18 protein-coding genes, 1 tRNA gene and 2 pseudogenes are annotated in these 24787 nt (G+C 73.3%); 11 read left to right on the top strand and 10 right to left on the bottom strand.

What is annotated here, in order from left to right; translation table 11 throughout:
- Nucleotides 1-141: 141 nt before the first annotated feature.
- Nucleotides 142-1317, bottom strand: coding sequence for a DUF2786 domain-containing protein (locus tag DMA15_RS20480; protein ID WP_125514236.1), 1176 nt, complete (start codon nt 1315-1317; stop codon nt 142-144).
- A 491-nt stretch (nt 1318-1808) separates the two neighbouring features.
- Between DMA15_RS20480 and DMA15_RS38135 the strand changes: the two are divergent.
- The 4 genes and pseudogenes from DMA15_RS38135 to DMA15_RS20460 all read left to right on the top strand — a co-directional run.
- A pseudogene (locus DMA15_RS38135) lies at nt 1809-2522 on the top strand (ABC transporter ATP-binding protein); the annotation flags it as partial.
- Nucleotides 2505-4799, top strand: a complete 2295-nt coding sequence (locus DMA15_RS20470) for an ABC transporter permease (protein WP_346428948.1) — start codon at nt 2505-2507, stop codon at nt 4797-4799. The pseudogene DMA15_RS38135 and the gene DMA15_RS20470, both read left to right, overlap by 18 nt.
- A gap of 486 nt (nt 4800-5285) precedes the next feature.
- Entirely contained in the window at nt 5286-6128 is an 843-nt protein-coding gene (locus DMA15_RS20465) for a nitrilase-related carbon-nitrogen hydrolase (protein ID WP_125514235.1), read from the top strand.
- Between the two features lie 169 nt (nt 6129-6297).
- A complete protein-coding gene (locus DMA15_RS20460; RefSeq protein ID WP_125514234.1) occupies nt 6298-8007 on the top strand; it encodes a bifunctional 3'-5' exonuclease/DNA polymerase in 1710 nt (569 codons plus the stop codon).
- A gap of 420 nt (nt 8008-8427) precedes the next feature.
- On the opposite strand, the pseudogene DMA15_RS37565 reads toward DMA15_RS20460, so the two are convergent.
- Together DMA15_RS37565 and sigJ are read right to left on the bottom strand one after the other, a co-directional pair.
- A pseudogene (locus DMA15_RS37565) lies at nt 8428-9129 on the bottom strand (AfsR/SARP family transcriptional regulator); the annotation flags it as partial.
- Between the two features lie 401 nt (nt 9130-9530).
- Nucleotides 9531-10493, bottom strand: coding sequence for an RNA polymerase sigma factor SigJ (gene sigJ / locus DMA15_RS20450; protein ID WP_125514232.1), 963 nt, complete (start codon nt 10491-10493; stop codon nt 9531-9533).
- Nucleotides 10494-10742: 249 nt separating this feature from the next.
- Between sigJ and DMA15_RS20445 the strand changes: the two genes are divergently transcribed.
- Nucleotides 10743-11216: a carboxymuconolactone decarboxylase family protein gene (locus DMA15_RS20445; RefSeq protein WP_125514231.1), complete on the top strand. Its 474-nt coding sequence runs from the start codon at nt 10743-10745 to the stop codon at nt 11214-11216.
- Nucleotides 11213-11818, top strand: a complete 606-nt coding sequence (locus DMA15_RS20440; protein WP_125514230.1) for a YceI family protein — start codon at nt 11213-11215, stop codon at nt 11816-11818. The genes DMA15_RS20445 and DMA15_RS20440 overlap by 4 nt, the downstream gene beginning before the upstream one ends.
- Nucleotides 11819-11936: 118 nt before the next feature.
- Here DMA15_RS20440 and DMA15_RS20435 read toward each other — a convergent pair whose 3' ends face one another.
- Complete coding sequence (locus DMA15_RS20435; protein WP_125514229.1) at nt 11937-13340, bottom strand: PLP-dependent aminotransferase family protein; 1404 nt, start codon at nt 13338-13340, stop codon at nt 11937-11939.
- 102 nt (nt 13341-13442) lie between these two features.
- On the opposite strand from DMA15_RS20435, the gene DMA15_RS20430 reads away from it, so the two are divergent.
- The 3 genes from DMA15_RS20430 to DMA15_RS20420 all read left to right on the top strand — a co-directional run bounded on the left by DMA15_RS20430 (nt 13443) and on the right by DMA15_RS20420 (nt 16472).
- Nucleotides 13443-14258, top strand: a complete 816-nt coding sequence (locus DMA15_RS20430; protein WP_125514228.1) for an alpha/beta fold hydrolase — start codon at nt 13443-13445, stop codon at nt 14256-14258.
- A gap of 346 nt (nt 14259-14604) precedes the next feature.
- A complete protein-coding gene (locus DMA15_RS20425; RefSeq protein ID WP_125514227.1) occupies nt 14605-15864 on the top strand; it encodes a histidine kinase in 1260 nt (419 codons plus the stop codon).
- Nucleotides 15828-16472, top strand: coding sequence for a response regulator transcription factor (locus DMA15_RS20420; RefSeq protein ID WP_125514226.1), 645 nt, complete (start codon nt 15828-15830; stop codon nt 16470-16472). The genes DMA15_RS20425 and DMA15_RS20420 overlap by 37 nt, the downstream gene beginning before the upstream one ends.
- A gap of 121 nt (nt 16473-16593) precedes the next feature.
- Here the strand turns inward: DMA15_RS20420 and DMA15_RS37560 are convergent, their stop codons facing one another.
- The 3 genes from DMA15_RS37560 to DMA15_RS20400 form a co-directional block, all read right to left on the bottom strand.
- Entirely contained in the window at nt 16594-17682 is a 1089-nt protein-coding gene (locus tag DMA15_RS37560; protein WP_240659874.1) for an SDR family oxidoreductase, read from the bottom strand.
- Nucleotides 17683-17704: 22 nt separating this feature from the next.
- Nucleotides 17705-18322 carry a cupin domain-containing protein gene (locus tag DMA15_RS20405; protein WP_240660234.1) on the bottom strand — a complete coding sequence of 206 codons (618 nt, stop codon included), beginning with the start codon at nt 18320-18322 and terminating at the stop codon, nt 17705-17707.
- 95 nt (nt 18323-18417) lie between these two features.
- Nucleotides 18418-19011, bottom strand: coding sequence for a TetR/AcrR family transcriptional regulator (locus tag DMA15_RS20400; RefSeq protein WP_125514224.1), 594 nt, complete (start codon nt 19009-19011; stop codon nt 18418-18420).
- A 101-nt stretch (nt 19012-19112) separates the two neighbouring features.
- Here DMA15_RS20400 and DMA15_RS20395 point away from each other — a divergent pair, with 101 nt between their 5' ends.
- Together DMA15_RS20395 and DMA15_RS20390 are read left to right on the top strand one after the other, a co-directional pair.
- Nucleotides 19113-19655 (top strand): hypothetical protein, encoded by a 543-nt coding sequence (locus DMA15_RS20395; protein ID WP_125514223.1) that lies wholly within the window; start codon nt 19113-19115, stop codon nt 19653-19655.
- Nucleotides 19656-19815: 160 nt separating this feature from the next.
- A complete protein-coding gene (locus tag DMA15_RS20390; RefSeq protein ID WP_125514222.1) occupies nt 19816-21636 on the top strand; it encodes a protein kinase in 1821 nt (606 codons plus the stop codon).
- 67 nt (nt 21637-21703) lie between these two features.
- Here DMA15_RS20390 and DMA15_RS20385 read toward each other — a convergent pair.
- The 3 genes from DMA15_RS20385 to DMA15_RS20375 all read right to left on the bottom strand — a co-directional run bounded on the left by DMA15_RS20385 (nt 21704) and on the right by DMA15_RS20375 (nt 24772).
- Nucleotides 21704-21777, bottom strand: a tRNA-Thr gene (locus DMA15_RS20385).
- A gap of 94 nt (nt 21778-21871) precedes the next feature.
- Nucleotides 21872-23449 (bottom strand): alpha/beta hydrolase, encoded by a 1578-nt coding sequence (locus DMA15_RS20380; RefSeq protein WP_125514221.1) that lies wholly within the window; start codon nt 23447-23449, stop codon nt 21872-21874.
- A gap of 117 nt (nt 23450-23566) precedes the next feature.
- Nucleotides 23567-24772 (bottom strand): DNA polymerase III subunit delta', encoded by a 1206-nt coding sequence (locus tag DMA15_RS20375; RefSeq protein WP_125514220.1) that lies wholly within the window; start codon nt 24770-24772, stop codon nt 23567-23569.
- Nucleotides 24773-24787 lie beyond the last annotated feature (15 nt).

The raw sequence follows: 24787 nt of genomic DNA, 5'->3' as shown, positions 1-24787 counted from the left end.
TGGCTCTGGGGCGGGGCGGTGTCCTGATTTCTGGGCGGGACGCCGGGTTGGCGTCAGGGGAGGGCGGGGCTGGTTTCGGGGTGCGGTGGGGGGCCGTGGGGGCAGCGCGGGGCCCCAGTTCCGGGGCGGGACGCGGAGCCGTCAGGGCAGCGCGGGGCCCCTGTTCCTGGAGAGGACGTCGGCGCGGTCGGCCGCCGCCGTGCCGTGGGTCCAGCCCTCTCCGTCCGTCGCGCCGCGCACGCGGGTCGTCGTCGTCTCGGGGAACATCCGCTCGGCCCGATCGGTCACCGCCACGTCACGTGCCGCGAGTACGGGCAGGAGCGAGGCCGCCGAGCCGCCCTCGGCCGCCGCTTCCGTGACCGCGTGCTCGCCCGCCTCCGCAAGGCGGGCGCCGATGCGGTGCGCGTACGCCAGCAGAAACGTCTGCCGGAACGCCTTCGTGCGCTTGCGGCCCGCCGCGCGCTGACCCGCCTCCGCCTTCGTCATCGCGGCCGTCCCCTGGACGAGGAGCGAGGTGTAGAGCAACTCCACCGCCTCCAGGTCGGCTTCGAAGCCGACGACGGTCGAGAAGCCGAACGCCTCGTTCCACACCGCGCGGCAGCGGTTCGTCGTGGCCACGGAGTCCAGCAGGATCGCCTTCGCCGTCTCGTACGGGGCGTCCACGCCGACGCGGCACGCGCCCGGGGTGTCCTTCGCATGCGTACGTGCGGCGAGCAGCGCCTCGTCGAGCGAGTACCGCGCCATCAGTTCCTGCGCCTTCGCGGTGAGCGCCTCCGCCTCTTCGGGGAAGCCGGTCGCCTCGGCCTTGGCGAGCAGGGCGCGAATCCGGGTGAGCGTGCGGGGCTCGCCCTCGACGGGTCCCGGCACGGTCTCGCCGGGCGGCGGGCCGATGGGCTCGATCGGGGGGAGGCGCAGGAGCAGCCGGTACAGCTCCAGGTGGACGGTGGCTTCCGAGAAGCGGTCGCGGAGCCGGACGGGACCGTCGGCGCCGGTGTCGGGGAGGTCGGCGAGCTGGGTGGCCCAGCGGGGTGGCAGGTGGGAGTAGGCGGCGGTCTCGGATCGGATCAGGGCGGCGGTCAGGCGTACGTGGGGGTCGTCCAGGTCGCGGCGGACGAGCCGTACGACATCCGCGGGCTGCCAGCCGTGCCGCCAGGCCCGGCGCAGGTACTCCTCGCCGCGGCGGCGCAGCTCGGGGTCGGCGGCGGGGGTGGCGGCGAGGAGGGAGGCGCCGGTGTCGATGCCGTGGTGGCCGTTCCGGCCGCCTTGGCCGTCGCCGTACAGCGCCGCCGCGAACGCCTTTTCGATCACCGAGTCCATGGGGCAAGGGTATGGCTGGCGGGTTCTGGCGGGGCGCCTTGGGCTCGGTCTGCGCCTTGGCTTCGTGGGTGGGGCGGGGCCGCGGGGGTATGTGCGTGCTCGCCATCTCGGTGCGGGCGCCTGCTGGTTGTTGCTCGGCTACTGGGATCCACTGTGCTGCGCTCGCACATACCCCCACGTCCCCTCCGGCCGGTTCGGCGGCTGCGGGCCGGTGGGGGTGACCTCCCGGGCGTGCCTGTCCCCCTGCGTAGTGGGGGAAGTTCCCCACCCACCCGCCCCCGTCCCTACGGCACATCGCCCGGTGCCGCGAGACGGGTGGGTGGGGAAGCATCCGCCGCGGAGCGGCGGGACAGGGACGCCCCGACGGCGAACCCCCCATCCTGCGGCGCAGGGGGAGGAGCGCGGCGCCGGTGAGGGGTAGGGCTGGGCATACCCCGGGACACCACCCAGTGGTCGTGCTCGACGCCGCCCCCGGCGATTGGGTTGAGGGCATGAATACGACCGCCGTACGCCTGACCGCCCTCCGCCGTCGGCACGGCCCCCTCACCGCCCTCGACGGCGTCGACCTGGAGGTCCGCGCCGGGACCTTCGTCGCGGTGATGGGGCCATCGGGCTCCGGGAAGTCGACGCTTCTGCAGTGCGCCGCAGGGCTGGACAGGCCGACCTCGGGGACCGTCGAGGTCGGCGGAACCGAACTGACGGGGCTGAGCGAGCGCCGGCTCACCCTCCTGCGCAGGAAGCGGATCGGCTTCGTCTTCCAGGCCTTCAACCTCCTCCCCTCCCTGACCGCCGCCCAGAACATCGCGCTCCCGCTGCGCCTCGCGGGCCACCGCCCTCCCCGTACGGAGATCCGTGACGCCCTCGCACGGGTGGGCCTCGCCGACCGGGCCGGACATCGGCCCGGTGAGCTGTCGGGCGGCCAGCAGCAACGGGTCGCCCTCGCACGGGCACTGGTCACCCGCCCCGCCGTCCTCTTCGGCGACGAGCCGACCGGCGCGCTCGACACCGGCACGAGCCGCCAGGTGCTGGAACTGCTGCGGGGCCTGGTCGACCAGGAAGGGCAGACGACCGTGATGGTCACGCACGACCCGGTGGCCGCCTCGTACGCGGACCGCGTGGTCTTCCTCGTCGACGGCCGGATCACGAGCGAACTGCGCGCACCGGCCGCCGGCGCGGTGGCGGAGCGGATGGCGCTGCTGGAGAGCGCCGCAAGCGGCACAAACGCCGCTGGGACGACCTCCGCCCACGCCGCCAATGACACCTGCTCCGCCGGTGACGCCCACCCCGCCGGTGGCGCCCATGGCAGCCACCCGACCCTGGCGCCCCCCCGCCGACCTCATCGACACGGAAGAGGAGAGCGGGCGATGATCTACATCGCCTCACTGCGTACGCGATGGACCAGCCTCCTCGGCGCCTTCGTGTCCGTCGCCCTCGGCGTCGGCCTCACCGCGGCGATGGGCCTCGGTCTCGACGCGAGCCTCGCGGCGCCGGAACGGCCGCCCGTGCGGTTCGCCGGTTCGCCGGTGGTCGTACTCGGGCAGGACCGGCTGACGGTACCGGTCGAACGAGGCCCGGAGACCACGTACGTATCGAAGCCGCTCGCTCATCCACACCCTGTGGATATCGAACTCATACGCGAGCTTCGCCGGCTCGGCCCCGTGCGGCTGGACGGTGACAAGCGGGACGCGGTCGGCGTCGACGCCCGGGCGCGGGACGTGCGCGAGGTGGTCGACGGGCGGGCCCGCGTCCTCACCGGCGACGACCGCCGCCAGGCCGACCCCGACGCGGCACGCGACGCCGAGGCGCTGGTGGCCGTCAACTCCTTCCTCGGCACGGCGGGCGGGGTGGCCGCCTTCGTATCGGTGTTCGTCACGGCGTCGACGTTCGCCTTCGTCGTGGCGTTGCGACGGCGGGAGTTCGGGCTGCTGCGGATGGCGGGTGCGACGCCCGGACAGGTGCGCGGGCAGGTGCTCGGCGAGGCGCTCGCGGTGGGCGTCGCGGCGTCGGTCGTGGGGTGCGTGGTCGGAGCGTGGGGCGGGCCGCTGCTCGGGGAGGCGCTGGTGGAGGCCGGGATCGCGCCGCGCTGGTTCGTGGTCCCGGGGGTCGGGGGAACCCGGGAGGCGCCGAGGGTCTCGGCGCTGTTCGCGTCATGGCTCACCTGGCCGCTCCAACTCGCCTTCTGGACCGGCCTGTTCGTCGCCTTCGCCGGAGCCTGGACCGCGTCTCGGCGGGCCGGGCGCGTCACCCCGGCGGAGGCGTCGCGCGACGCGTCCGTGGACAGTGACGTCATGCCGTGGAGCAGACGGATCGTGGGTACGGCCCTGTTGGCGTACGGGCTCGGGCTGCTCGGCTGGACCCTGGCCACGGACCCGTCCTCCCTCATGAAGCGCAAGACGTACACGGTCCAGCCGATGATCCTGATCACCGCGGCTGCCGCACTCGCGCCCCTGCTCGTACGGCCCGTCGTCCGCGCCTTCCGGTTGCCGGGCGCCATCGGCCTCCTCGTCCGCGAGAACTCCACCGCCTCCGTCCGCCGCACCGCCGCCATCACGGCCCCCGTCCTGGTGACGGTCGCCCTCGCGGGCAGCCTGCTGGGTTCGGCGCAGGCCGTGAGCGAAGCGAAGTCGGCGGAGGCGCGGGAACGCACGGCATCTCAACTCGTGGTAACTGGCCTGGACTTGAAGCCCCCTTCCGAACGGGACATCCCGGGAGCCGCCGCCGTCTCCGCCTCCGCGTCCACCGCCGTCTTCGTACGCGAGGAGGGCAGCGCGCTCATCCGCTCCGAGGCCCGCGCGGTGCGCGACCCGGCCGCGCTGGCGGCGACGTCCCGGCTGCCGGTCGTCGCGGGTGACGTACGCGACCTGGACGACCGGTCGATCGTCGTCAACGAGGAGTGGGAGAAGCGGCGGGTCGGCGCATACGTCGACGTCTGGCTGGGCGACGGAAGGCCCGCACGGCTGCGGATCGTCGCGGTGCTGGCTCGTGGGAGCGGGGACAATGGGGCGTACGTTACTTCGGCGAATGCGGGGGTGCCTGCGGTTGCGCCCGCGCCTGGGCGTGCGCGTGCGCGTGCTTCTGTTCCTGTTCCTGTGGATCGGGTCGATGTGCGGTTGGAGGCGGGGGCCGATCCGGACGGGGCCGCTGCCGCGCTGGCCGCGGCGAGCGGGGGCGAGGTCCGGTCCGCCGAGGAGTGGCTGGCCGCGACGCATCCCCGGACCAAGGCCCAGACGCGGCTCGGGCTCCTGATGCTGCTCGGTATCTCCGTCGTCTATACGGGCATCTCCCTCGCGAGCACCCTGCTGATGGCCACGTCGGTGCGGGGGGCCGAGCTGCGCTCGCTGCGGATGGCGGGGGCGACGCGGGGTCAGGTGCGGGTGGTGGTGGCCGGGGAGGCGCTGGTGGCGATGACAGCGGGCACGCTGCTTGGCCTCGCGGTGACGGCGGTCAACCTCGGGGGGCTTTGGCTGGCGGGGGCGCCTTGAGCGGGGACTGCGCCTTGGCTTCGTGGGTGGGGCGGGGCCGCGGGGGTATGTGCGTGCTCGCCATCTTGGTGCGGGGGCCTGCTGGTTATTGCTCGGCTATTGGGGTCCACTGTGCTGCGCTCGCACATACCCCCACGTCCCCTCCGGCGCGTGCGCGGCTGCGGGCTGGTGGGGGTGGCCTTCCGGACGTGCCGTTCCCCTGCATTGTGGGGGAGTTCCCCACCCACCCGCCCGGCCGGTACCCCCGTCCCGCCCGCGTTCCCGCGAGGGAGTTCCCCACCCGCCCCCGCCCCTACGGCACGTCGCCCGGTGTGGCGAGACGGGTGGGTGGGTGGGTGGGGAAGCATCCGCCGCGGAGCGGCGGGACAGGGGCGCCCCGACGGCGAGGCACCCCACCACGGCCGCGCGCGGGCCCGGGCTTCGGGCGGCGCCCCTTACGGGCGTTCCCGACGTGCGCGGGGCGGACGGCGCTGAAAGGCTCGGGGCATGCGAGTGGCGCTGGCTCAGACCGACTGCGCCCTGGGTGAGGTCGGGGAGAACCTGGAGAGCGCGCGGGACCAGGTGGACCAGGCCGCGACCCAGGGCGCCGACCTCGTCGTCTTCCCCGAACTGAGCCTGCACGGCTACCACCTCGGCGGCCTCGCACGGGATACCTCCATCACCACCGACGACCCCCGGCTCCTCGCCCTCGCCGCGCCCGGCGGCCCGGACGTCCTGGTCGGCCTCCACGAGCACACCAGCCTGCGGGCCTACAACACCGCCGCGTACTACACGAAGGGCCAACTCCTTCACGCGCACCGCAAGTTGTACCTCCCCAACTACCTCGCCTGGGAGGAGCGCAAGCACGTCAGCCCCGGCCAGCACCTGCGCGCGTACGACCTGCCCGGCGGCCACGGCCGGGCCGCCACGCTCGTGTGCAACGACGCCTGGCAGCCGGTCCTGCCGTGGCTCGCCGTGCAAGATGGCGCCGAGGTCATCGTCGTACCGACGAACAGCGCGGCCAGCCTGGACCCCGAGGCCATGGACACGGGCCTCTACTGGGACACGCTGCTCTCCTACACCGCCCGCATGCTGCAGTGCTGGGTCGTCTTCGTGAACCGGGTCGGCAACGAGAACGGGGCCTCCTTCTGGGGCGGCTCGCGCGTCGTCGACCCTCGCGGAACGGTGGTGGCGCAGGCGCCGAAGTGGGAGGCGGCGCTGGTGACGGTCGACATCGACGTCCACGAGGCGCGACGGCAGCGGAGGGCCGTACCGCTGGTCGCCGAGGCCCGCCTCGGTCTTGTCGACCGCGAGGTCCGCCGCCTGATCGACGAGGGCGGAGACAGTTGATCCTCCCTGGCGAGGGCGGGTGAGTGGGGGAACTCCCCCACAACGCAAGGGAACGGCACACCCGGAAGGCATGGCGAGCAGGCAGGAGCCAAGGCGAAACCCCGCCCAAGGCGCCCCGCCAGAAACCGCGGCCCCGCCCGATGTCAGTCCCCAATGCCACACTCCCCCCATGACCGACCGCTGGGCCATCGCCGCAGCCGAGGGCGGAGGCGCTGAGCTGGTCCCCCTCGGGGACGACGGGCTGCCCGCGGGACCCGTCGTCCGCGAGGCCGACCTCGCCGAGGCCGTGCGGAAGCGAAGGGACGTCGCGAGGTGGGTGTGGCGGTCCACCCCCGCCCTGTATCCCCGCCTGCTCGCCGCCGGCGCCCGCGTAGAGCGGTGTTACGACATCGAGGCCGCCGAGCTGCTCCTCCTCGGCCACGAGGGACGACTCGGCGAGCCCCGCTCCGCGGCCGCCGCGCTCGCCCGCCTCCGCAACGCCCCCGTACCCCCCGATCCCCCTCCCCGCGCCGCCGAGCCCGGCTCCCAGGACTCCCTCTTCGAGCCCCGCCCCGGCGGCACCCCCGTCACCCTGCAAGAACTCGTCGAGGTGTACGCGCAGCAGCAGCGCAGACACGACGCCGCCGCCCACCCCGGCCGCATGCGCCTGCTCACCGCGTCCGAGTCGGCGGGCATGCTGGTGGCCGCGGAGATGAACGCCTCGGGCGTGCCCTGGCGCGCCGACGTACACCGCGAGCTGCTGACCGAACTGCTCGGCGAGCGGTACGCGGGCGGTGGTGAGCCCCGCCGCCTCGCCGAGCTGGCGGACGAGGTGTCCGCCGCGTTCGGCCGCCGCGTGCGCCCGGACCTGGCCGCCGACGTGGTGAAGGCGTTCGCGCAGGCCGGCATCAGGGTGAAGTCGACGCGGCGCTGGGAGATCGAGGGGATCGACCATCCGGCGGTGCGGCCCCTCATCGAGTACAAGAAGCTGTACCGCATCTGGACCGCGCACGGCTGGAGCTGGCTCCAGGACTGGGTGCGCGACGGCCGCTTCCGGCCCGAGTACACGCCCGGCGGTTCGGTCAGCGGCCGCTGGACGACGAACGGGGGCGGGGCGCTGCAGATCCCGAAGGTGATCCGCAGGGCCGTGGTCGCCGATCCGGGGTGGCGGCTCGTCGTGGCCGACGCCGATCAGATGGAGCCGAGGGTGCTGGCCGCGATCTCCCGGGACCGGGGCCTGATGGAGGTGGCGGGCAGCGAGGAGGATCTGTACACGCGGCTGTCGGACCGCGCGTTCTCGGGCGATCGCGAGCACGCGAAGCTCGCGCTGCTCGGCGCGGTGTACGGGCAGACGTCGGGCGACGGCCTGAAGAATCTGGCGGCGCTGCGGCGCCGCTTCCCCCTGGCCGTGGCGTACGTCGACGAGGCGGCGAAGGCGGGCGAGGAGGGGCGGCTCGTACGGACCTGGCTGGGGCGGACGAGCCCGCCGGCGGCCGGGGCCGGTGAGGACGACGAGGCGGGCATCCCTCAGGAGGCGCCGCTCCTCGCGGACGGACTCCCTACTCCCGAGGGGGAGTTCACTCCCGGGTACGCCTCGACCAACGCCCGGGCCCGCGGCCGGTTCACCCGCAACTTCGTGGTGCAGGGCAGCGCGGCGGACTGGGCGCTGCTGATGCTGGCGGCCCTGCGCCGGGCGATCGCCGAGGGCGGGATGCGGGCCGAGCTGGTCTTCTTCCAGCATGACGAGGTCATCGTGCACTGCCCCGCCGAGGAGGCGGAGGCCGTCGCGCTCGCGGTGCGTGAGGCGGGGGACCTCGCGGGGCGGATCGCCTTCGGGGAGACGCCGGTGCGGTTCCCGTTCACGACGGCGGTCGTGGAGTGCTACGCCGACGCGAAGTGAGCCCCGCCTCAAGGGAGCCCGCTTCAGGCGCCGCCGATCTCAGTCGGCCCGCGCAGGAAGCAGGACCCTCCGCCCCTCGGCCGCCTTGCTGTCCGTGCCGTGGCGGGGCAGGCCCGCCGCCGCAGGGGCATCACCGGGGTGTGCGGCGCGGTCGAGGAGAGTGGCGTACTCACGGGTGGCGTACTCACGGGGCGCGCCCTCGGGACGGGTCAGGCCGCGCAGGGCACGGACCAGACCGAGGCGGGCCTGGGACTCGCCGTGCCAGTCCTCGTACTCGCCGTGAATACGCAGGCTCTCCTCGAAGCACGCGAGGGGCCCGCCGACTTCACTCGCCTCCACGCCCCGAGGTCGCCCGCCGACTTCACTCGCCCCCGCCGTCCCCGCACCCCCGTTCCGCCCGGCGGCCCCAGCCTCCCCCATGCCCCGCAGCACCTCCTGATGCGCTTCCCGTACCGCCGCCCCCGGCTCCACGCCCAGTTCCTCCACCAGTCTGCGGCGCAGCTCGCGGTGGGTGGCCAGGGCCTCCGCCCGGCGGCCCGTGCGGTGCAGGGCGAGCATCAACTGTCGGTGGAAGGCCTCGCGGAGAGGGTGCTCGGCGACCAGCGCCGCCAGTTCGGGCGTGAGCCCGGCGAGGTCGGTGCCGAGTGCCAGTTCGGCGTCGTACCGCCATTCGAGAGCGAGCAGCCGCGCCTCCTCCAGACGCGGCACGACGAAGTGGTCCGTCAGCGGTTCCGGGAGGCCGCTGAGAGGCCTCCCGCGCCACAGCGCGAGCGCGTCCGACGCGTGGTCGACGACCCGCGCCCAGTCCCGCCCGGCGTGCGCGGCCCGTGCCCGCGCCACCTGGTGTTCGAAGACGCAGACGTCCAACTCGCCCTCGGCGACCCGCAGCCGATACCCCGGCGGTTCCGCGTGCAGCCGCTCCGGGTCGTCGAGCAGGCGCCGCAGCCGTGTCACGTGGTTCTGGAGCGAGGCCCGCGCCGAGGCAGGCGGGAAGTCTCCCCACAGCGCGTCCTTGAGGGCGTCGAGCGAGACGACCCTGTCCGGCTCCAGGAGGAGCGCGGCCAGCAGCGCGCGCCCCTTCGCGCTGCGCACGAGACGCGGCTCGCCCGTGGCGTCGTACAGAACAGGCGCCCCGAGCAACCCGAACCGCAGCCCGGCCCCCGCCCCGCACCCCCCGTGCCCACGCCCGCGCCCGGACCGCAGTTCGCCCCGCTCACTCACGCCGTCTCCCCGTGCCGACCGTCGCTTATCGGCCGACCGTTGGCCATATGTTAGCGATCTGTTGGCGGGGCCTGATGTGATCACTGCATCGGACCTGGCCCCGCCGGTACTCGCGCAATGCGCGTAGCTCGGGGGAGTGTCGCCGCCGCGGTCGGGTCCGGGGGCAGAGAGAGAGCCTCGGTCGGCAGAGGTGACCGACCGGGGCTCTTGTCCTGCCCGCGGCCCGGCCCGCCACACGCCCCGCTCGCCGCCCGCCCCGCTCGCCACACGCCGCCCGCCCCGCCCCGGCCGGCCGGCCCGCCTCAGCACACCCCCCAAGCCTGCAGCTTCTCGGGATTCCGTACCGCCCAGAAGCCCTTGATCCGATCGCCCGCGAAGTCGAACGCCATCACCGCCCTGGTGGCGCCGCCCTGCTGGACCACGAGCCCGGGCTGGCCGTTGACCGTCCGCTCCAGGAGCACCAGGTCCGCCGCCGCGCCGGAGAGGGCGACGAGGAAGCGCGCGATCCGCTCACTGCCACCCGTGGGCGGCGCCGCGCTGACCAGGCCTCCGCCATCGGAGAGCCCCATGGCGTCGGGGTCGAGGAGCCCGACGAGCGCGTCGATGTCCTTCGCCTCCCACGCCCGCTTGAAGTCCCTCACGAGGCGTACGCGCCGAGCCGCCGGGGTCGGACCCTCGGCGGCGTGCGACGCGCGGACGCGGCGCCGCGCCGACGACGCCAGCTGCCGGCAGGCCCCCGGCGTCCGGCCGACGACCTCGGCCACTTCGGCGAAGGAGTAACGGAAGACGTCGTGCAGGATGAACGCGACGCGCTCGGCCGGAGTCATCGACTCCAGCACGACGAGGAACGCCATGTTGACCGACTCGTCGAGCGTCACCCGGTCGGCCGGATCGGCCGTCGCACCGCCCCCGCGCCCGCCGACCCACTCCGTGTGATCGGGCACCGGCTCCGGAATCCACTCCCCCACGTAACTCTCCCGCCGCGCCCGCGCCGAGCGCAGCAGGTCGAGGCAGACGCGACTGGCGACCCTCGTCAGCCAGCCGCCGGGGGAATCGATCGCCTCCCGCTGCTCCGGGGACATGGCGTACCAACGGGCGTACGTCTCCTGCACGACGTCTTCGGCGTCCGCGAGGGAGCCGAGGAGCCGGTACGCGAGATTGATCAGCTGACGCCGCTCACTCGTGACCGCGCTCAGGGCCGGGTCGGTCGGCCCAGACGCCTCAGCCGGCTCGGTCGGCTCGGTCGGCTCGGACTCGATCCTCATCGTGTAGCTGCTCCCTTGGCTGGCCGCGCCCGCACGCACTCACTCACGCGCGGACTCACTGGCTCGCTGGCTCACCAGTACGACGGGACAGCCCCCCGAAATGTGACGCGGGCGGGGCGGAAGGCAGGCGGCGGGCGGACCACCTCACATTCCGCCGAGCTGTCTCGTCGTACTCCTGGAACGCACTCGACCGCGGCGAAGGACCACCGCGCCACCGCGCAGCCGCACCCCATCCACTAGGGAGACCCCATGGACGCCCGTCTGAACATCCACACCAACCCGGTCGCGACGAAGGCCGTGAAGCAGCTCGCCTCAGCGGGGCAGGCGATCGCGGAGTCGTCGCTGTCCGCCACGACCCGGGAACTGGTGCTCCTCCGCGCCAGCCAGATAAACGGCTGCGGCTTCTGCGTGGACATGCACACCAAGGACGCCGCGCACGCCGGGGAGACCTCGGTCCGCCTCAACCTGGTCGCGTCCTGGCGCGAGGCCACCGTCTACACCCCCGCCGAGCGCGCCGCCCTGGAGCTGGCGGAACAGGGCACCCGCATCGCCGACGCGGCCGGCGGTGTCACCGACGAGGCCTGGGCGGACGCCGCCAAGCACTACGACGAGGACCAGCTCGCCGCACTGGTGTCACTCATCGCCCTCATCAACGCCTTCAACCGGCTGAACGTCATCACCCAGCAGCCCGCGGGCGGCTACCAGCCCGGCCAGTTCGCATGACCCCGACGCCCCCGCTCGACGAACTGACGGGCGACTACGTCATCGACACCGCCCACACCCGGATCGGCTTCGTGGCCCGGCACACGGTGGGCGGCAGGGTGCGCGGGCAGTTCGACGAGTTCGAGGGCGGGGCGCACCTGGACGGCGGCCACCCGTCGAAGTCCGGCATACGGCTCACGGTCCGGGCGCACAGCATCCGGACCGGCGACCAGCGGCGCGACAAGCTGTTGCGGGGCAGGTTCCTGGACGTGGAAAGCCATCCGGTCATCGCGTTCAGCTCGGTCGCGATCGCGCGGGACGACGGGGCGCGTTTCAAGGTCACCGGGAACCTGACCATCCGGGGAGCGACCCAACCGCTGGTGCTGGACGTGGAGTTGCACGGCCACGCACCCGCCCCGCAGGGCGACCCACAGGGCGTCCCGATGGCCGACGGCATGGGTGACGGCCTGGATGACGGCAGAGGCGCCTTCCGTCTCGGCTTCAAAGGCGGAGTCACGGTCAACCGGGGCGACTGGGGCGTGAACTGGAACGCCGCGACCACGGCCCTGATCAGCCCGAAGGTGGCACTGGAGTTCGACATCGCGGTCCTCCGACGCCCGTGAAGCGGAACCCGTGACCCGGCGCCCCTGACCCGGCGCCCGTGAATCGGCACTCGTGAATCGGCACTCGTGAACCGGAACCCGCCCCTGCACCGGCCGGAGGCCCCCAGCCCCGGCCGGGCTAGGGCCGCGGCCCCTCCGTGACGAGCGCGGCAAGCGTGTCCAGCGCCGCCGCGAGTACGTCCGTGGGCGGCGACGCGAGCCCGATCCGCACCGCGTCCGCCGCGCGGTGGCCACCGACGGCGAACGCGGGCCCCGGCGTGACCGCGATGCCGCGCGCGGCCGCCGCCGCGACGAAGGTCTCGGCGCGCCACGGCGGGGGCAGCTCCCACCAGCAGTAGTAGGAGCGGGGGTCCGTGCGGATACGTCCCTTCACCCCCGCCGCGGCGAGCCGCCCCCGCACCGCCCGCACGATCTCGTGCCGCACACCCGCGTCGGCCCGCTTGGCGGCGACCAAGGTCTCCACGGTCCCGTCCCCGACCCACCGCACGGCCGCCGCCAACCCGAAGGCCCCCGCGGTCCACGCCCCGGAGCGCAGACTGCGCGCGAGGGCGTCGAGGTGGGCGGGTGGCGCGGCGAGCATGCCGAGGGTGAGGCCGGGGGCGAGCCGTTTGGAGAGGCTGTCGACGAGGATGACGCGCTCGGGCAGCAGCGCGGCGAACGGCGCGGGCGCGTCCTCCGCGAGGAACCCCCACGTACCGTCCTCGACGACGTGACACCCCAAATCCCTTACTGTAGCGGCCAGTTCGAGCCGCCGCGCCTCCCCCATCGTGATCGACAGCGGGTTGTGGAGAGTCGGCTGTACGTAGACGGCGGCGAGGGGCGCACCACGGTGGGCGTCGGCGAGCGCGTCGGGGAGCATGCCCTGCTCGTCCATGGCGATCGGCACGAGCCGCAGGCCGAGCTGTTCGGCGATGGCTCTCACCAGGGGATACGTGACCTCCTCGACGCCGACGCGGCCACCTGGGCGGACGAGTGAGGAGAGCGCGGCGGCGATGGCCTGCCGACTGTTCCCGGCGAAGAGCACCTGCCCCGGCTCCGGGCGCCAGCCGCCGCGGGCGAGTACCGAGACGGCGGCCTCTCGCGCCTCGGGGGTGCCGTCCGGGGCGGCGGCTCGGGTGGCCTCCAGCAGCACGTCCGGCCGGGAGAGTTGCGCGAGGGCGCTCGCCATCAGCGCCGACTGGCCTTCCACCACGGGGTAGTTCAACTCCAGGTTGACGGGGGGATTCGCGTCGACGGGGGACTCCGCCCGCCCCTCCGGCTCCGGCTCCACCCTCTCCGTCAACGCCGCCCCGCCCGGATGCGGCGCCGCCGCCCGGACGAACGTGCCGCGCCCCACCTCGCCGACGACCAGACCCCGCCGCGTCAGCTCTCCGTAGACCCGGATGGCCGTGGAGTTGGCGATCCCCCGCCGCCGGGCGAAGGCACGCTGCGTCGGCAACCGCTCCCCGCCCCGCAGCGCCCCGCTCTCGATCTCCCGGGCCACCTCGTCGGCCACCCGCCGGTAATCACTCCGCCCCGCCATGACCCGCCTCCCACACCGCCGCTCTCCACCCGCGCTCCCCCGATTGCACCGAGAGCAAAGAGCTTATTGCACCGGGCAGTTGACCCGACCTAGCCTCCTTCCATGGCAACCGCACAGCTCAACGGCGTCACCATCGGTTACGACGACACAGGCGAGGCCGAACCGCACACCGACCCCCACCCCACCCTCGTACTCCTCCACGGCCACCCCTTCGACCGCTCCATGTGGACCCCGCAACGCGAGGCCTTCGCCGCGACCCACCGCGTCATCACCCCCGACCTCCGCGGCTACGGCGCGTCGACCGTCGTCCCTGGCACCACGGACTTCGCCACCTTCGCCGAGGACCTCGCCGCGCTCCTGGACCACCTGGGCGTAAGGGAGTTCGCACTCGGCGGCCTCTCCATGGGCGGCCAGATCGCGATGGAGTGCTACCGCCTGTTCCCGGAGCGCGTCACGGGCCTCCTCCTCGCGGACACCTTCCCCGCCGCCGAGACCCCGGAGGGCAAGGCCGCCCGCAACTCGCTCGCGGACCGGCTGCTCGCCGAGGGCATGAAGGGCTACGCGGACGAGGTGCGGGACAAGATGGTGGCGTCGTACAACGAGGAAGCCTCCGCGTACGTCCACCGGATGATGCTCGCCGCCCCGCCCGAGGGAGCGGCCGCCGCCCTGCGCGGCCGGGCCGAACGCCCCGACTACCGGGCCCTGTTGACGCGGGTCGCCGTTCCGGCCCTCGTGGTCGTGGGCCGCGACGACACCTACACCCCGGTCGCCGACGCCGAGGCCATGCACGCCGCGCTACCCGACTCCGTACTGAACGTCGTCGAGTCTGCCGCGCACCTGCCGAACCTGGAACGGCCCGCCGAGTTCAACGCGGCGGTCCACGCCTGGCTGGCCCGCGTCACCGCGCCCCGCGCCTGACCCCCGCGCCCTCTGCGAAGCCCGGCGAAGAGGGGAGTTTTCTCCACCGACTTCTGCCCGGTGACCGCCCCATAATGAACCCCACGGCCGCACGAACCCGCAGATCAGAGACATACGGAACAAGGCGAACAGGCCTCACGGGGAACACAGGGGGATCACCATGCCCACCACCACGGACCCACAGCCACAGCCACAACCACAACCACGCCCACCGGGGCCGAAGAAGCCGCACCCGACGCGAAGTCCCGCACACCCCGGCGCCTTCACACGCTCCCTGCTCCTGTGGGGCCTGTCCCTCCGGGCGCTCTGGGTCTCGCTCTGGACCACCCACGCCCACCTCTTCTTCATGAGCGGCCTACGCGCCAAACTGCTCCCGAGAGCCGTGAAGAGCGTACGGAAACTGGCCGACCGGCAGCGGCAGCTGGCCGAGGAGTGGTCGGGCCGGGACTTCCCGGCCCCGTACCCCGAGCTGCCGTCGGCGGACCAGGGCGCCGCCCTGCGCGCCCAGTTGGCGAGCAGGGAGGGGCAGGTGTGGCGGGACTGGCGGTGGGCGAACCTCCACCCGTACGTCGGCGGACTGATCGCCTTCGCCCCGCTCGCGCTCGTCCTCAGCGGGGTGTGGGGGCTGCTCACCGCGGTGTTCGGGGTGCGGCTCTCCCAGGAGTGGGACAGCATCTGGTACCTGTTCGTCCCGGTCCAGAACTGGCCGACGGCCGCCCTCGCGGGGGTGCTCGGCGCCCTTCAGTTCCCGCTCGCGTTCCGCTGGGCCGCGCCCAGGGCCGTAAGCCTCCACGAGCGCTACCTGCGGGCGATGCTCGCCCCCAGCGAGGACGAACTGCGCGCGGAGATGGCCGAGATGGCACACCGCATCGACCACCTCACCACGACCCGTACGGCAGCCGTCGACACGCAGATGGCCGAGATCCGCCGCATCGAACGCGATCTGCACGACGGCGCCCAGGCCCGCCTGGTGGCGATGGGCATGACGCTCGATGCCGCCGAGCACCTGCTCGAATCGAACCCCGAGGCCGTGCGCGCCCTCCTCGCCGAGGCCCGCGAGAACTCCACGAAGGCACTTCAGGAACTGCGCGACCTGGTCCGCGGGATCCACCCGCCGGTCCTCGCGGACCGCGGCCTCGCCGACGCCGTACGCTCCCTGGCGCTGATCAGCCCGCTCAGGACCGAGGTCCGGGCCGACCTGCCCGCGCGCCCCGAGCCACCGGTGGAGTCGGCCGCGTACTTCGCCGTCTCGGAGCTGATGACCAACGCCGCGAAGCACTCGGGGGCCGGGCGGGCCCGGATCGACATCAGCCACGAGCCGGCCCGACCTGACTACGAGCCGGATATCGATACGGGCACGGATAGGGGCACGGGCACGGATACGGCCACCCGGACGGGTCCCACCCCCGGCACACTCCGCATCAAGGTCACCGACGACGGCCGCGGCGGCGCCGATGCCACCCGGGGAACCGGCCTGCGCGGCATAGAACAGCGGCTGGCCACCTTCGACGGCGTGCTCACCGTGAGCAGTCCACTCGGCGGCCCGACGACGGTGACGCTGGAGGTGCCGTGCGCGTTGTCCTCGCCGAAGACCACTTCCTGCTGAGGGACGGCCTCGCCCGCCTCCTCACCGCCTTCGGGCACGAGGTCGCCGCGGCCGTCGACAACGGCCCCGAGCTGCTCGCCGCGCTCATGGACCTGCGGCCGGACGTCGCGATCGTCGATGTCCGGCTCCCGCCGGGCTTCAGCGACGAGGGCCTGCGCGCGGCCGTGGAGGCACGCGGCCGCGTGCCGGGCCTGCCGGTACTGCTGCTCTCCCAGTATGTGGAACCGTTGTACGCCCATGAGTTGCTGGCCACCGGCTCCGAGGGGGTCGGCTACGTACTGAAGGACCGGGTCTCCAACGGCGCGCAGTTCATCGGGACGATCGAACGGGTCGCCCGGGGCGGTACGGCCATGGACCCCGAGGTGATCTCCCAGCTCCTGGTCCGCAAGGCCCGCGACACCGCGATGGCGGCGCTCACGGGCCGCGAGCGGGAGGTCCTGGAGTGTCTGGCGCAGGGCCGTTCGAACGCGGGGATCGCGGAGGCGCTGTTCATCTCGGAGAAGGCGGTCGCCAAGCACATCGGCAACATCTTCCCCAAGCTCGGGCTGCCCCCCTCGGACACGGACAACCGCCGGGTCCTTGCGGTCCTGGCCTACCTGAACCACTGACGCGGCCCCCGCCCCGGGCCCGGGCACGTATCACCCCGGCGCCGCCTGGGCGGGCGGCCGTCCGGCGGCCATCCGGCGGCCAAAACGGCCGGGCAACCCCGGTTCACCGAGCGGACCCGGGCTACCACACGGGGGCCACTCCCACCCCGCCATCAACCACCAGGTCGACCCCCGTAATCCACGACGCCGCGTCCGACGCGAGGAACACGCAGGCGCTGCCGACGTCCTCAGGGCGTCCGAGCCGGCCGAGCGGCGCCGCCCTTCCCCACCGCTCCACGCCCTCCGGCCACTCCTCGGCGAGGCCGGGCCGGTCGATGAGGCCGGGGGAGACGCTGTTGACGCGGATGCCCCACGCCCCGTACTCCAGCGCGGCCGAGCGGGCGAACATCATCAGGGCCGCTTTCGACGCGCTGTAGTGGGCGTGGCCGGGGCCAGGGCGCGACCCCTCGATGGACGCGATCTGCGTAATCGAACCGCCCCCTCCCCCGCCCCAACCCGTGCCCCCGTCCTCGTCTCTGTGCCCGCTCCCGCTCCCGCGCCCGCCCCCGTCCCCGTCTCCGTGCCCGTGGCCGCTCCCGCCCCCGTCCCCGTCTCCGTGCCCGTGGCCGCTCCCGCCCCCGTCCCCGTCTCCGTGTCCGCTCCCGCGCCCGTCCCCGTCCCCGTGCCCGCTCCCGCGCCCGCCCCCGCCCCCGTAGCCGGTCCCGCTCCCGTCCCCGTGGCCGCTCCCGCGCCCGATCCCGTCCCCGCCCCCGTCTCCGCGCCCGCTCCCGCCCCCGTCCCCCTCCCGCCGAGCCATACGCCTAGCCGCGGCCTGCGTGCAGCAGAACGCACTGGTCACGTTCGCCTCGGCCAGCTCCCGCCAGTCCGCGGCCGTCATCTCGGCGAGGCTCCGCACAGGCTGAATCCCCGCGTTGTTGACGAGCGCGTCCAGCCGCCCCTTCCAGGCGTACGCGGCTTCCACGAGGCGCTCGCACTCCTCCTCCCGGGTGAGATCCGCCGCCAGGGCGACCGCCTCCCCGCCCCCGTCCCGGATCCGCTCGACCAACTCCCGGGCCCGCGCCTCCCCCCGCCGGTAATGCACCACGACCGCCGCCCCGGCCTGCGCGAACCGCCACGCGATCCCGGCCCCCACGCCGCCACTGGCCCCGGTCACCAGAGCGACGCGCCCGGCCAGCCCCGGCAAGCCGTCGTCCCGCAGAGCCCGCCGCACGCCGGAGCCCCCGCTCCCCCTCTCACTTATCGCCCTCTCCTCCCCGCCCCGAGCCGACACCCTGCCCCGGCTCCCCCACCCGGCCCGGCTCCCCCACCCGCATCGGCTCCGCCTCCTGATCCGACTCCCCCATCCGCACTGGCGCCCCCACCCTGCACAGCTCCCGGATGAGGCCCGCCCTGCCCGGATACCGCGCGCACAGCTCCTCCGCCTCGCCACCCTCGTAGTCCCGGGGCAGGAAACCGGGCGCCATCGTCGTCCCGAACAGCGACCACCCGTACCGCCCACCGCCCGAGGTCCGCGCCCCCATCCACGTGCCCGCCGGGACGACGAACTGGACGCACCCGTCCCGTCCCAGCACCACGAGGCGGTCCGTGCCGTCGGGCGCGAGGAGCAGCAGCTCCAGGGCGTCACCCTCGTAGAAGTGCCAGACCTCGTCGACGGGCAGCCGGTGCAGGGCGGAGAAGTCGCCCGGAGCGCTGGTCAGCAGCACGATGATCGCCGAGCCGGCCGGCCGTCCGGCGGCATCCGGCGGACCGGCCCAGGTCCGCCGATACAGACCTCCCTCCACCGGCAGGGCCCGCAGCCCGTACCGAGCGGCCACTTCCGCCGCCGTCCCGACCGCGGCCGCAGCCCCCACGTCACCCCCGGGCCCAGCCCCTGCCCCGCCCGTCCCCGCACCCTTTTCGACCATGCCCGATCGCTCCCCGGCCGGAGCTCGCCATAACCCCGCCTTCAGGGGCTGATGGACCGCCAGATCCGCTCGGGAAGCACCCGCGCGGCCTGATCGAGGTCGGCGTCGTCGATGCCGGAGAGCCAGCGCCGCGCGGTCGCGACGATCGGCCCCATGACCAGCGCCTCGACCATCGGCGCCTCCAGCGCCGCGATCTCCCCCGACTCCGTGTGCAGCCGCACCCAGGCGGTCAGCGGCGACAGCCTGGCCTCCTGCGCGTCACGCAACTGGGCGGCCTGCGCCATGCCGACCCGGTCGGCATAGGAGGAGTGCAGAAGCCGCGAGGCGTCCGGATGCTCCTGGATGAACGTCAGATACACCCGTACGAGCGCACGCACGGCCCCCTTGGCCGTACGGGCCCGCTCCACGCCCCCGGCCAGTTCCTCGAGCAGACGCCCGAGCCAGCGCAGCAACAGGACGCGCATGAGGCCATCGACGCTGCCGAAGTGGTGGTAGAGGCTGCCGAGGCTGACACCGCTGGCCTTGGTGAGAGCGCTGACGGTGACGCCCTGCTCCCCCGACTCGGCGTACACCTGGAGGGCGGCGTCCAGGAGGCGCTCGGCGGTTTCCGCGCCACGTTGCTGCTTGGGGCTCATGGTGTCCACCAGCGTAAACCCCTGCGCACCCCACACAATTTCTAGAACTGTTTTCTAGAAATCCACTTCAAAAGACCACCCGTCTCCCCCACACTGACCCCGTGTCCGAACCCACGTCTCCCATGTCGCCCACTCCTCCGCCGCGGCCGAACCCCGCACCACGCGGTTCCGGCGGCGCCCGCGGCTGCCTGGCGGTGCTCGGCGTCGCCGGCGCCGTACTCATCGCCACCCTGGTCCTGAACCAGGGAGACGATGACGACACCGCCTCGTCCACCCCACCGACCCACGCCACCCCGTCGGCCCTCTCGGAGACGACGTACGAACCGCCCACCGCGGCCCCGACGCCCTCCGCCGCCGCCCCCACGAGCGCGCCCCCGACCCCGTACACCTCGGGCACCTGCCTCAACGGAACGCTGCCGGACTCCGAGACGGCCCAGGAGGTCAGCGGAGTGGAGGAGGTCTCCTGCTCCGCCTCCGACGCCCACTACCGGGTGATCCAGACGATCCCCCTCACCTCCGACCTGAGCCGCTGCAAGGACAACCCCAAGACGCAGTACGCCTTCTCGTACCGCTACACCCTCAACGGCTCGACCATCAACGAGTACGTCTACTGCCTGGTGGGCCTCGGCTCGTACGCACGCTAAACCCCAAAATGGAACACTTTTCTAGAAAGATCTTCCACCCGGCGGGACCGATGGTCCACACTGATGTCCGGCCCGGCCGGGGCCGGTGTCCGTCCGTGCGGACGGGGGTGCGCACGGGAGCGGCACGGGTCCGGCCGGGAGGCCGGTGAACGGGGAGACGGTGAACGGGGCAGACGCGCAGGGCGGGTTCGACCTCACGGGCAGCGGAGCCGAACCGCTGCGCGAACGGGACCCGCGGCAGATCGGCACGATCCCCCTGGTGGGCCGCCTCGGGGCGGGCGGCATGGGCCGGGTCTACCTCGGCGTCGTCGAGGGGCGGTACGCGGCGGTCAAGCAAATGCTGGCGTCCGTCGTCGCCGAGGACGAGGGATTCGTATGCCGTTTCGGGCAGGAGATGGACAACCTCGCGCGCCTGCCGGCCGGGGCCACCGCGCCGCTGCTCGCGAGCGACCGCACCGCCGAACCTCCGTGGTTCGCCACCGCGTACGTACCCGGAATCACCTTGACGGAGGCCGTCGAACCGCACGGCGGCCCGCTGCCGGCCGACGCCCTCTGGCGGCTGCTGCGGGGGCTGGCGACGGGCCTGGAGCCGGTCCACGCCCTCGGCATGGTGCACCGGGACCTCAAACCGTCGAACATCATGCTGACCCTCGACGGCGTCACGCTCATCGACTTCGGCATCGCCCGCGCGGCGGAGCAGAGCCAGCTGACCCAGACGGGTCTGATCGTCGGCACGCCCGCGTACATGTCGCCCGAACAGGCCTCGGGGAAAAGGCGGTTGACCAGCGCCTCGGACATGTTCACGCTGGGCCTGCTGGTCGCGTACGCGGCGAGCGGCCGCTGGCCGTTCAAGGACAGCGCCGAGGGCAGCCCGCTCTACCGCATCGTCCACGACACCCCGGACCTCGACCCGCTCCGCCACCTCGCCCCCCGCCTGGCCGAGGCCGTCGCGGCCTGCCTGGACAAGGACCCCGAGGGCCGCCCGACGGCCCCCGAACTCCTCGAACTGGCCGCGCGGGAAGGCCCTTCGACCCCGCCCGCCTGGCCGCCGCTCATCACGGACCGCCTGGCGGGCCGCGCCGCGTTCGCCGCGAACCCCCCCACCCAGCTCCCCGCACCACCACCGCCCGAGCCCACCCCGGAGGCAGTCCCGCCCGCCGCCCCACCCAAGGACAGCCGCACGCGCCGCCGCACCCGCACCCTGATGGCGGTGCTCCCGGTGGTGGTCATAGCCACCGGCACCACACTGGCGCTCCAGAACCTCCCCTACGTCACCAACTCGGACAGCGCGGCAGGCGCACCCCCCTCCACGTCGGCGACCGCCCCGAAGGACCCCTCAGCGCCACCGGACAAGAACGGCTCGGCCAAACCGGAATCGGACAAAACAGAGAAAACGAAGAAGCCCAAAGACCCGGACGGCGACAAGACCGACGAAGACGCGCCGCAGGGCAAGGGCAAGAACGGCGACGCGTCGGACGGGGACACCGCGAACGACGGAAAGAACCCCTCCCAGGGCAAGGGCAAGGGCGACGGCGGCTCCACAGACTCGGACGCGTCCGACGGCGACAACGAGAGCGGCGACGGGGGCAGCGACACCGACACGGACGCTCCCTCGAACCCCACCTCGGGCCCGTTCCGCCTGAAGAACGCGGACAACGGCTCCTGCCTGACCCAGGTCTACGGCGCCGCTGACGACGGCACCTGCGGCGACCCGAGCGCCAGATGGTCCACCGTGAGCGCGGAGAACAACAGCTTCAAGGTCGTCAACAAGGAGTCCGGCTCCTGCCTGGTCGCCAACATGCTCGGCCAGGCGGTCTTCGTCGGCGACTGCACCCAGGGCGAGGCCCGCCTGTGGCGCTGGGGCCCGAACAACACCCTGAAAAGCACCGCGAACGGCGGCTGCCTGGACCTGGCCTACGGCGGCGGCATCTCAGCCTCGACCTGCCAGTCGGGCAAAACCTCCCAGCACTGGAACAGATAACCGCCGCTCCCAGTCGGGAAAAGCAAAAGCCCCAGGTCACGGCGAGTGAGTCCTGGGGCTTCCACAGAGCCGCCTTCGGGATTCGAACCCGAGACCTACGCATTACGAGTGCGTTGCTCTGGCCATCTGAGCTAAGGCGGCGCGCCGTCCGCACATCGTGCGATCAGCAACGCGGCCAAGTCTACACAGTTTCCGGGGGTGCTCCGCACACCCCTCCCGAAGCGGCCCTCCCGCCCTACGAACAGCGCTTTCCGTCCGCCGGGACCCTGCCCTCCAGGAGGTACGCGTTGATCGTCGAGTCGACGCACTCGCTGCCCCGGCCGTACGCCGTGTGGCCGTCGCCCTCGTAGGTGAGGAGGCGGCCCGAGGAGAGCTGGGAGGCCAGGGCGCGCGCCCAGTGGTAGGGCGTGGCGGGGTCGCGCGTCGTGCCGGCGACCACGATGGGCGCCGCGCCCTCCGCCTCGATGCGGTGCGGCTTGCCGGTGGCCTCGACCGGCCAGTACGCGCAGTTCAGCGAGGACCAGGCGAGGCCCTCGCCGAAGACCGGGGAGGCCTTCTCGAAGTCGGGCACGGCCTTCTCGACCTGGGCCGGCGTGGTGAAGGCGGGCGGCAGGTCCAGGCAGTTCACGGCGGCGTTGGCGAACATGAGGTTCGCGTACGTGCCGTCCTCGCTCCGCTCGTAGTAGCTGTCGGAGAGGGCGAGCAGCGCCGCACCGTCCTTGTTCCTGATCGCCGAGCCGAGGGCGTCGCGCAGCTGGGGCCAGGCGGCCTCGTCGTACATCGCGGCGATCACGCCCGTCGTGGCGAGCGCCTCGCCGAGCTTGCGGCCCGAGGAGTCACCGGCGGGCAGGGGCGCCCGGTCCACCTCGTCGAAGAACGCCTTCAGCCGCTTGCCCGCGTCGTCGGGGCTCCCGGAGCCGAGCGGGCACTCCGCGCCGAGCGCCACGCAGTCCTTCGCGAACGACCGGAACGCCGTCTCGAAGCCGGCGGTCTGGTCGCGGTTCATGCGGCGCGCGGACAGCGAGGGGTCCATCGCGCCGTCCAGGACGAGGCGGCCCACCCGCTCGGGGAAGAGCCCGGCATACGTCGCGCCGAGGAACGTCCCGTACGAGGCACCCACGTACGACAGCCGCTCGTCGCCCAGCACCGCCCGCACGACGTCCATGTCGCGCGCCGTCTCGACGGTGGAGACGTGCGGCAGGATCTTCGACGACCGCTTCTCGCAGCCGTCCGCGAACTCCTTGAAGGAGGTGCGGAGCCGATCGGTCTCGCGCCGGTCGTCGGGGGTCATGTCGGTCTGCGTGTACGCGTCCATGTCCTTGCCGTCGAGGCAGGTGACGGGCGCGCTGCGGGCCACGCCGCGCGGGTCGACGGCGACCATGTCGTAGCGGGCGCGGACCTCTTCGGGGTAGCCGAGCGCCGCGTACGACTGGAGGTAGCCGATCGCCGCGCCTCCGGGGCCGCCCGGGTTGACCAGGAGCGAACCGATCCGCGCGCTCCGCCCGGTGGCCGGCTTACGGGCCACCGCCAGCTTGATGTCGCCCGCCGAGGGCTTGTCGTAGTCGAGCGGCACCTTCACCGAGGCGCACTCGAAACCGGCGACACCGCACTCGTGCCAGCGAAGCTTCTGGCCGTAGTACGGAGCCAGCTCCGCGGGCGTCGCGCGGGGCAGCGCGCCCATGGAGGCATCCGCCGTCGAACTCCCCGACGAGCAGCCGGAGATGAGCAGCCCCGCGGTCACGAGCAGCGTGCCGCACGTACGGAAGGGGAGGTGACGGCTGAGGCTGCGACGCTCGCGGCGACTGATGTCCATCAGGCGACCCTAACTCTCCGCGCCTGAGCGAACACATACAGTACCCACTCGCTACTCGTACGGGTGACCTCGTCAACCGGTCGGCCAGGCCCGCCCTCTCACCCCGCCGCGCTCCCGTCACCCGGCCCGCAGCGCCACCGTCATCGCCTCCACCGCCAGCAGCGGCGCCACATTGCGGTCGAGGGCCGTGCGGCAGGCGCCGATCGCCTCGATGCGGCGCAGCGTGGACTCCGGCGACGTGCCGAGCGCCATGCGCTCCAGCATGTCCTGCACCTCGGTGTTGGCGATGGCGACGCGGGAGCCCAGCTGCAGGGCGAGCACGTCGCGGTAGACCCCGGTCAGGTCGATGAGCGCCAGGTCGAGGCTGTCGCGCTGCGTACGGGTCTTGCGGCGCTTCTGTCTGTCCTCCAGCTCCTTCATCGCGCCCGCGGTGCCGCGCGGCATCCGGCTGCCCTGGCCGCCGCCCAGCGCCGCCTTCAGGTCCTCGGTCTCCTTGACGTCGACGTCCTCGGCGACCTGCTTCGCGTCGTCGGACGCGGTGTCGATCAACTCCTGCGCCGCCTTCAGACAGCCGCCGATCTCCTGCACGCGCAGCGGCAGCTTCAGGACGGCGGCCCTGCGCTCACGCGCGCGCGGGTCGGTGGCGAGCCGCCGGGCGCGCCCGATGTGGCCCTGCGTCGCGCGCGCCACGGCGGCGGCGACATCCGGCTCGATGCCGTCCCTTCGTACGAGCACGTCGGCGACGGCCTCCACAGGAGGCGTACGCAGTGTCAGGTGCCGGCAGCGGGAGCGGATGGTCGGCAGCACGTCTTCCAGGGAAGGCGCGCAGAGCAGCCACACCGTGCGGGGGGCGGGCTCCTCCACCGCCTTCAGCAGGACGTTCCCCGCGCCCTCGGTGAGGCGGTCGGCGTCTTCCAGGACGATGACCTGCCAGCGCCCGACCGCGGGCGAGAGCTGGGCCCGCCGGACAAGCTCGCGGGTCTCCTTCACACCGATGGACAACAGGTCCGTACGCACCACTTCCACGTCGGCGTGCGTGCCGACGAGGCTGGTGTGGCAGCCGTCGCAGAACCCGCAGCCGGGGACGCCGCCCAGGGCGCGGTCCGGGCTCGTGCACTGCAATGCGGCGGCGAAGGCCCGGGCCGCCGTGGACCGTCCGGAGCCGGGCGGGCCCGTGAACAGCCAGGCGTGCGTCATCTTCGACGACTCCGGCACGGGCGTGTCGGCGGCGACCGCGGTCACCAGCGCGTCGGCGTCCCGGGCGGCGGCGCTCAGCTGCGCGCTCACCCGGTCCTGGCCCACGAGGTCGTCCCACACGCTCACGGCGTCACCGCCACG

Source organism: Streptomyces sp. WAC 01529 (assembly GCF_003945545.1).
GTDB lineage: Bacteria > Actinomycetota > Actinomycetes > Streptomycetales > Streptomycetaceae > Streptomyces > Streptomyces anatolicus.
The sequence above is the reverse complement of the archived record's forward strand: the minus strand, read 5'-3'. Positions and strand labels throughout refer to the sequence as shown.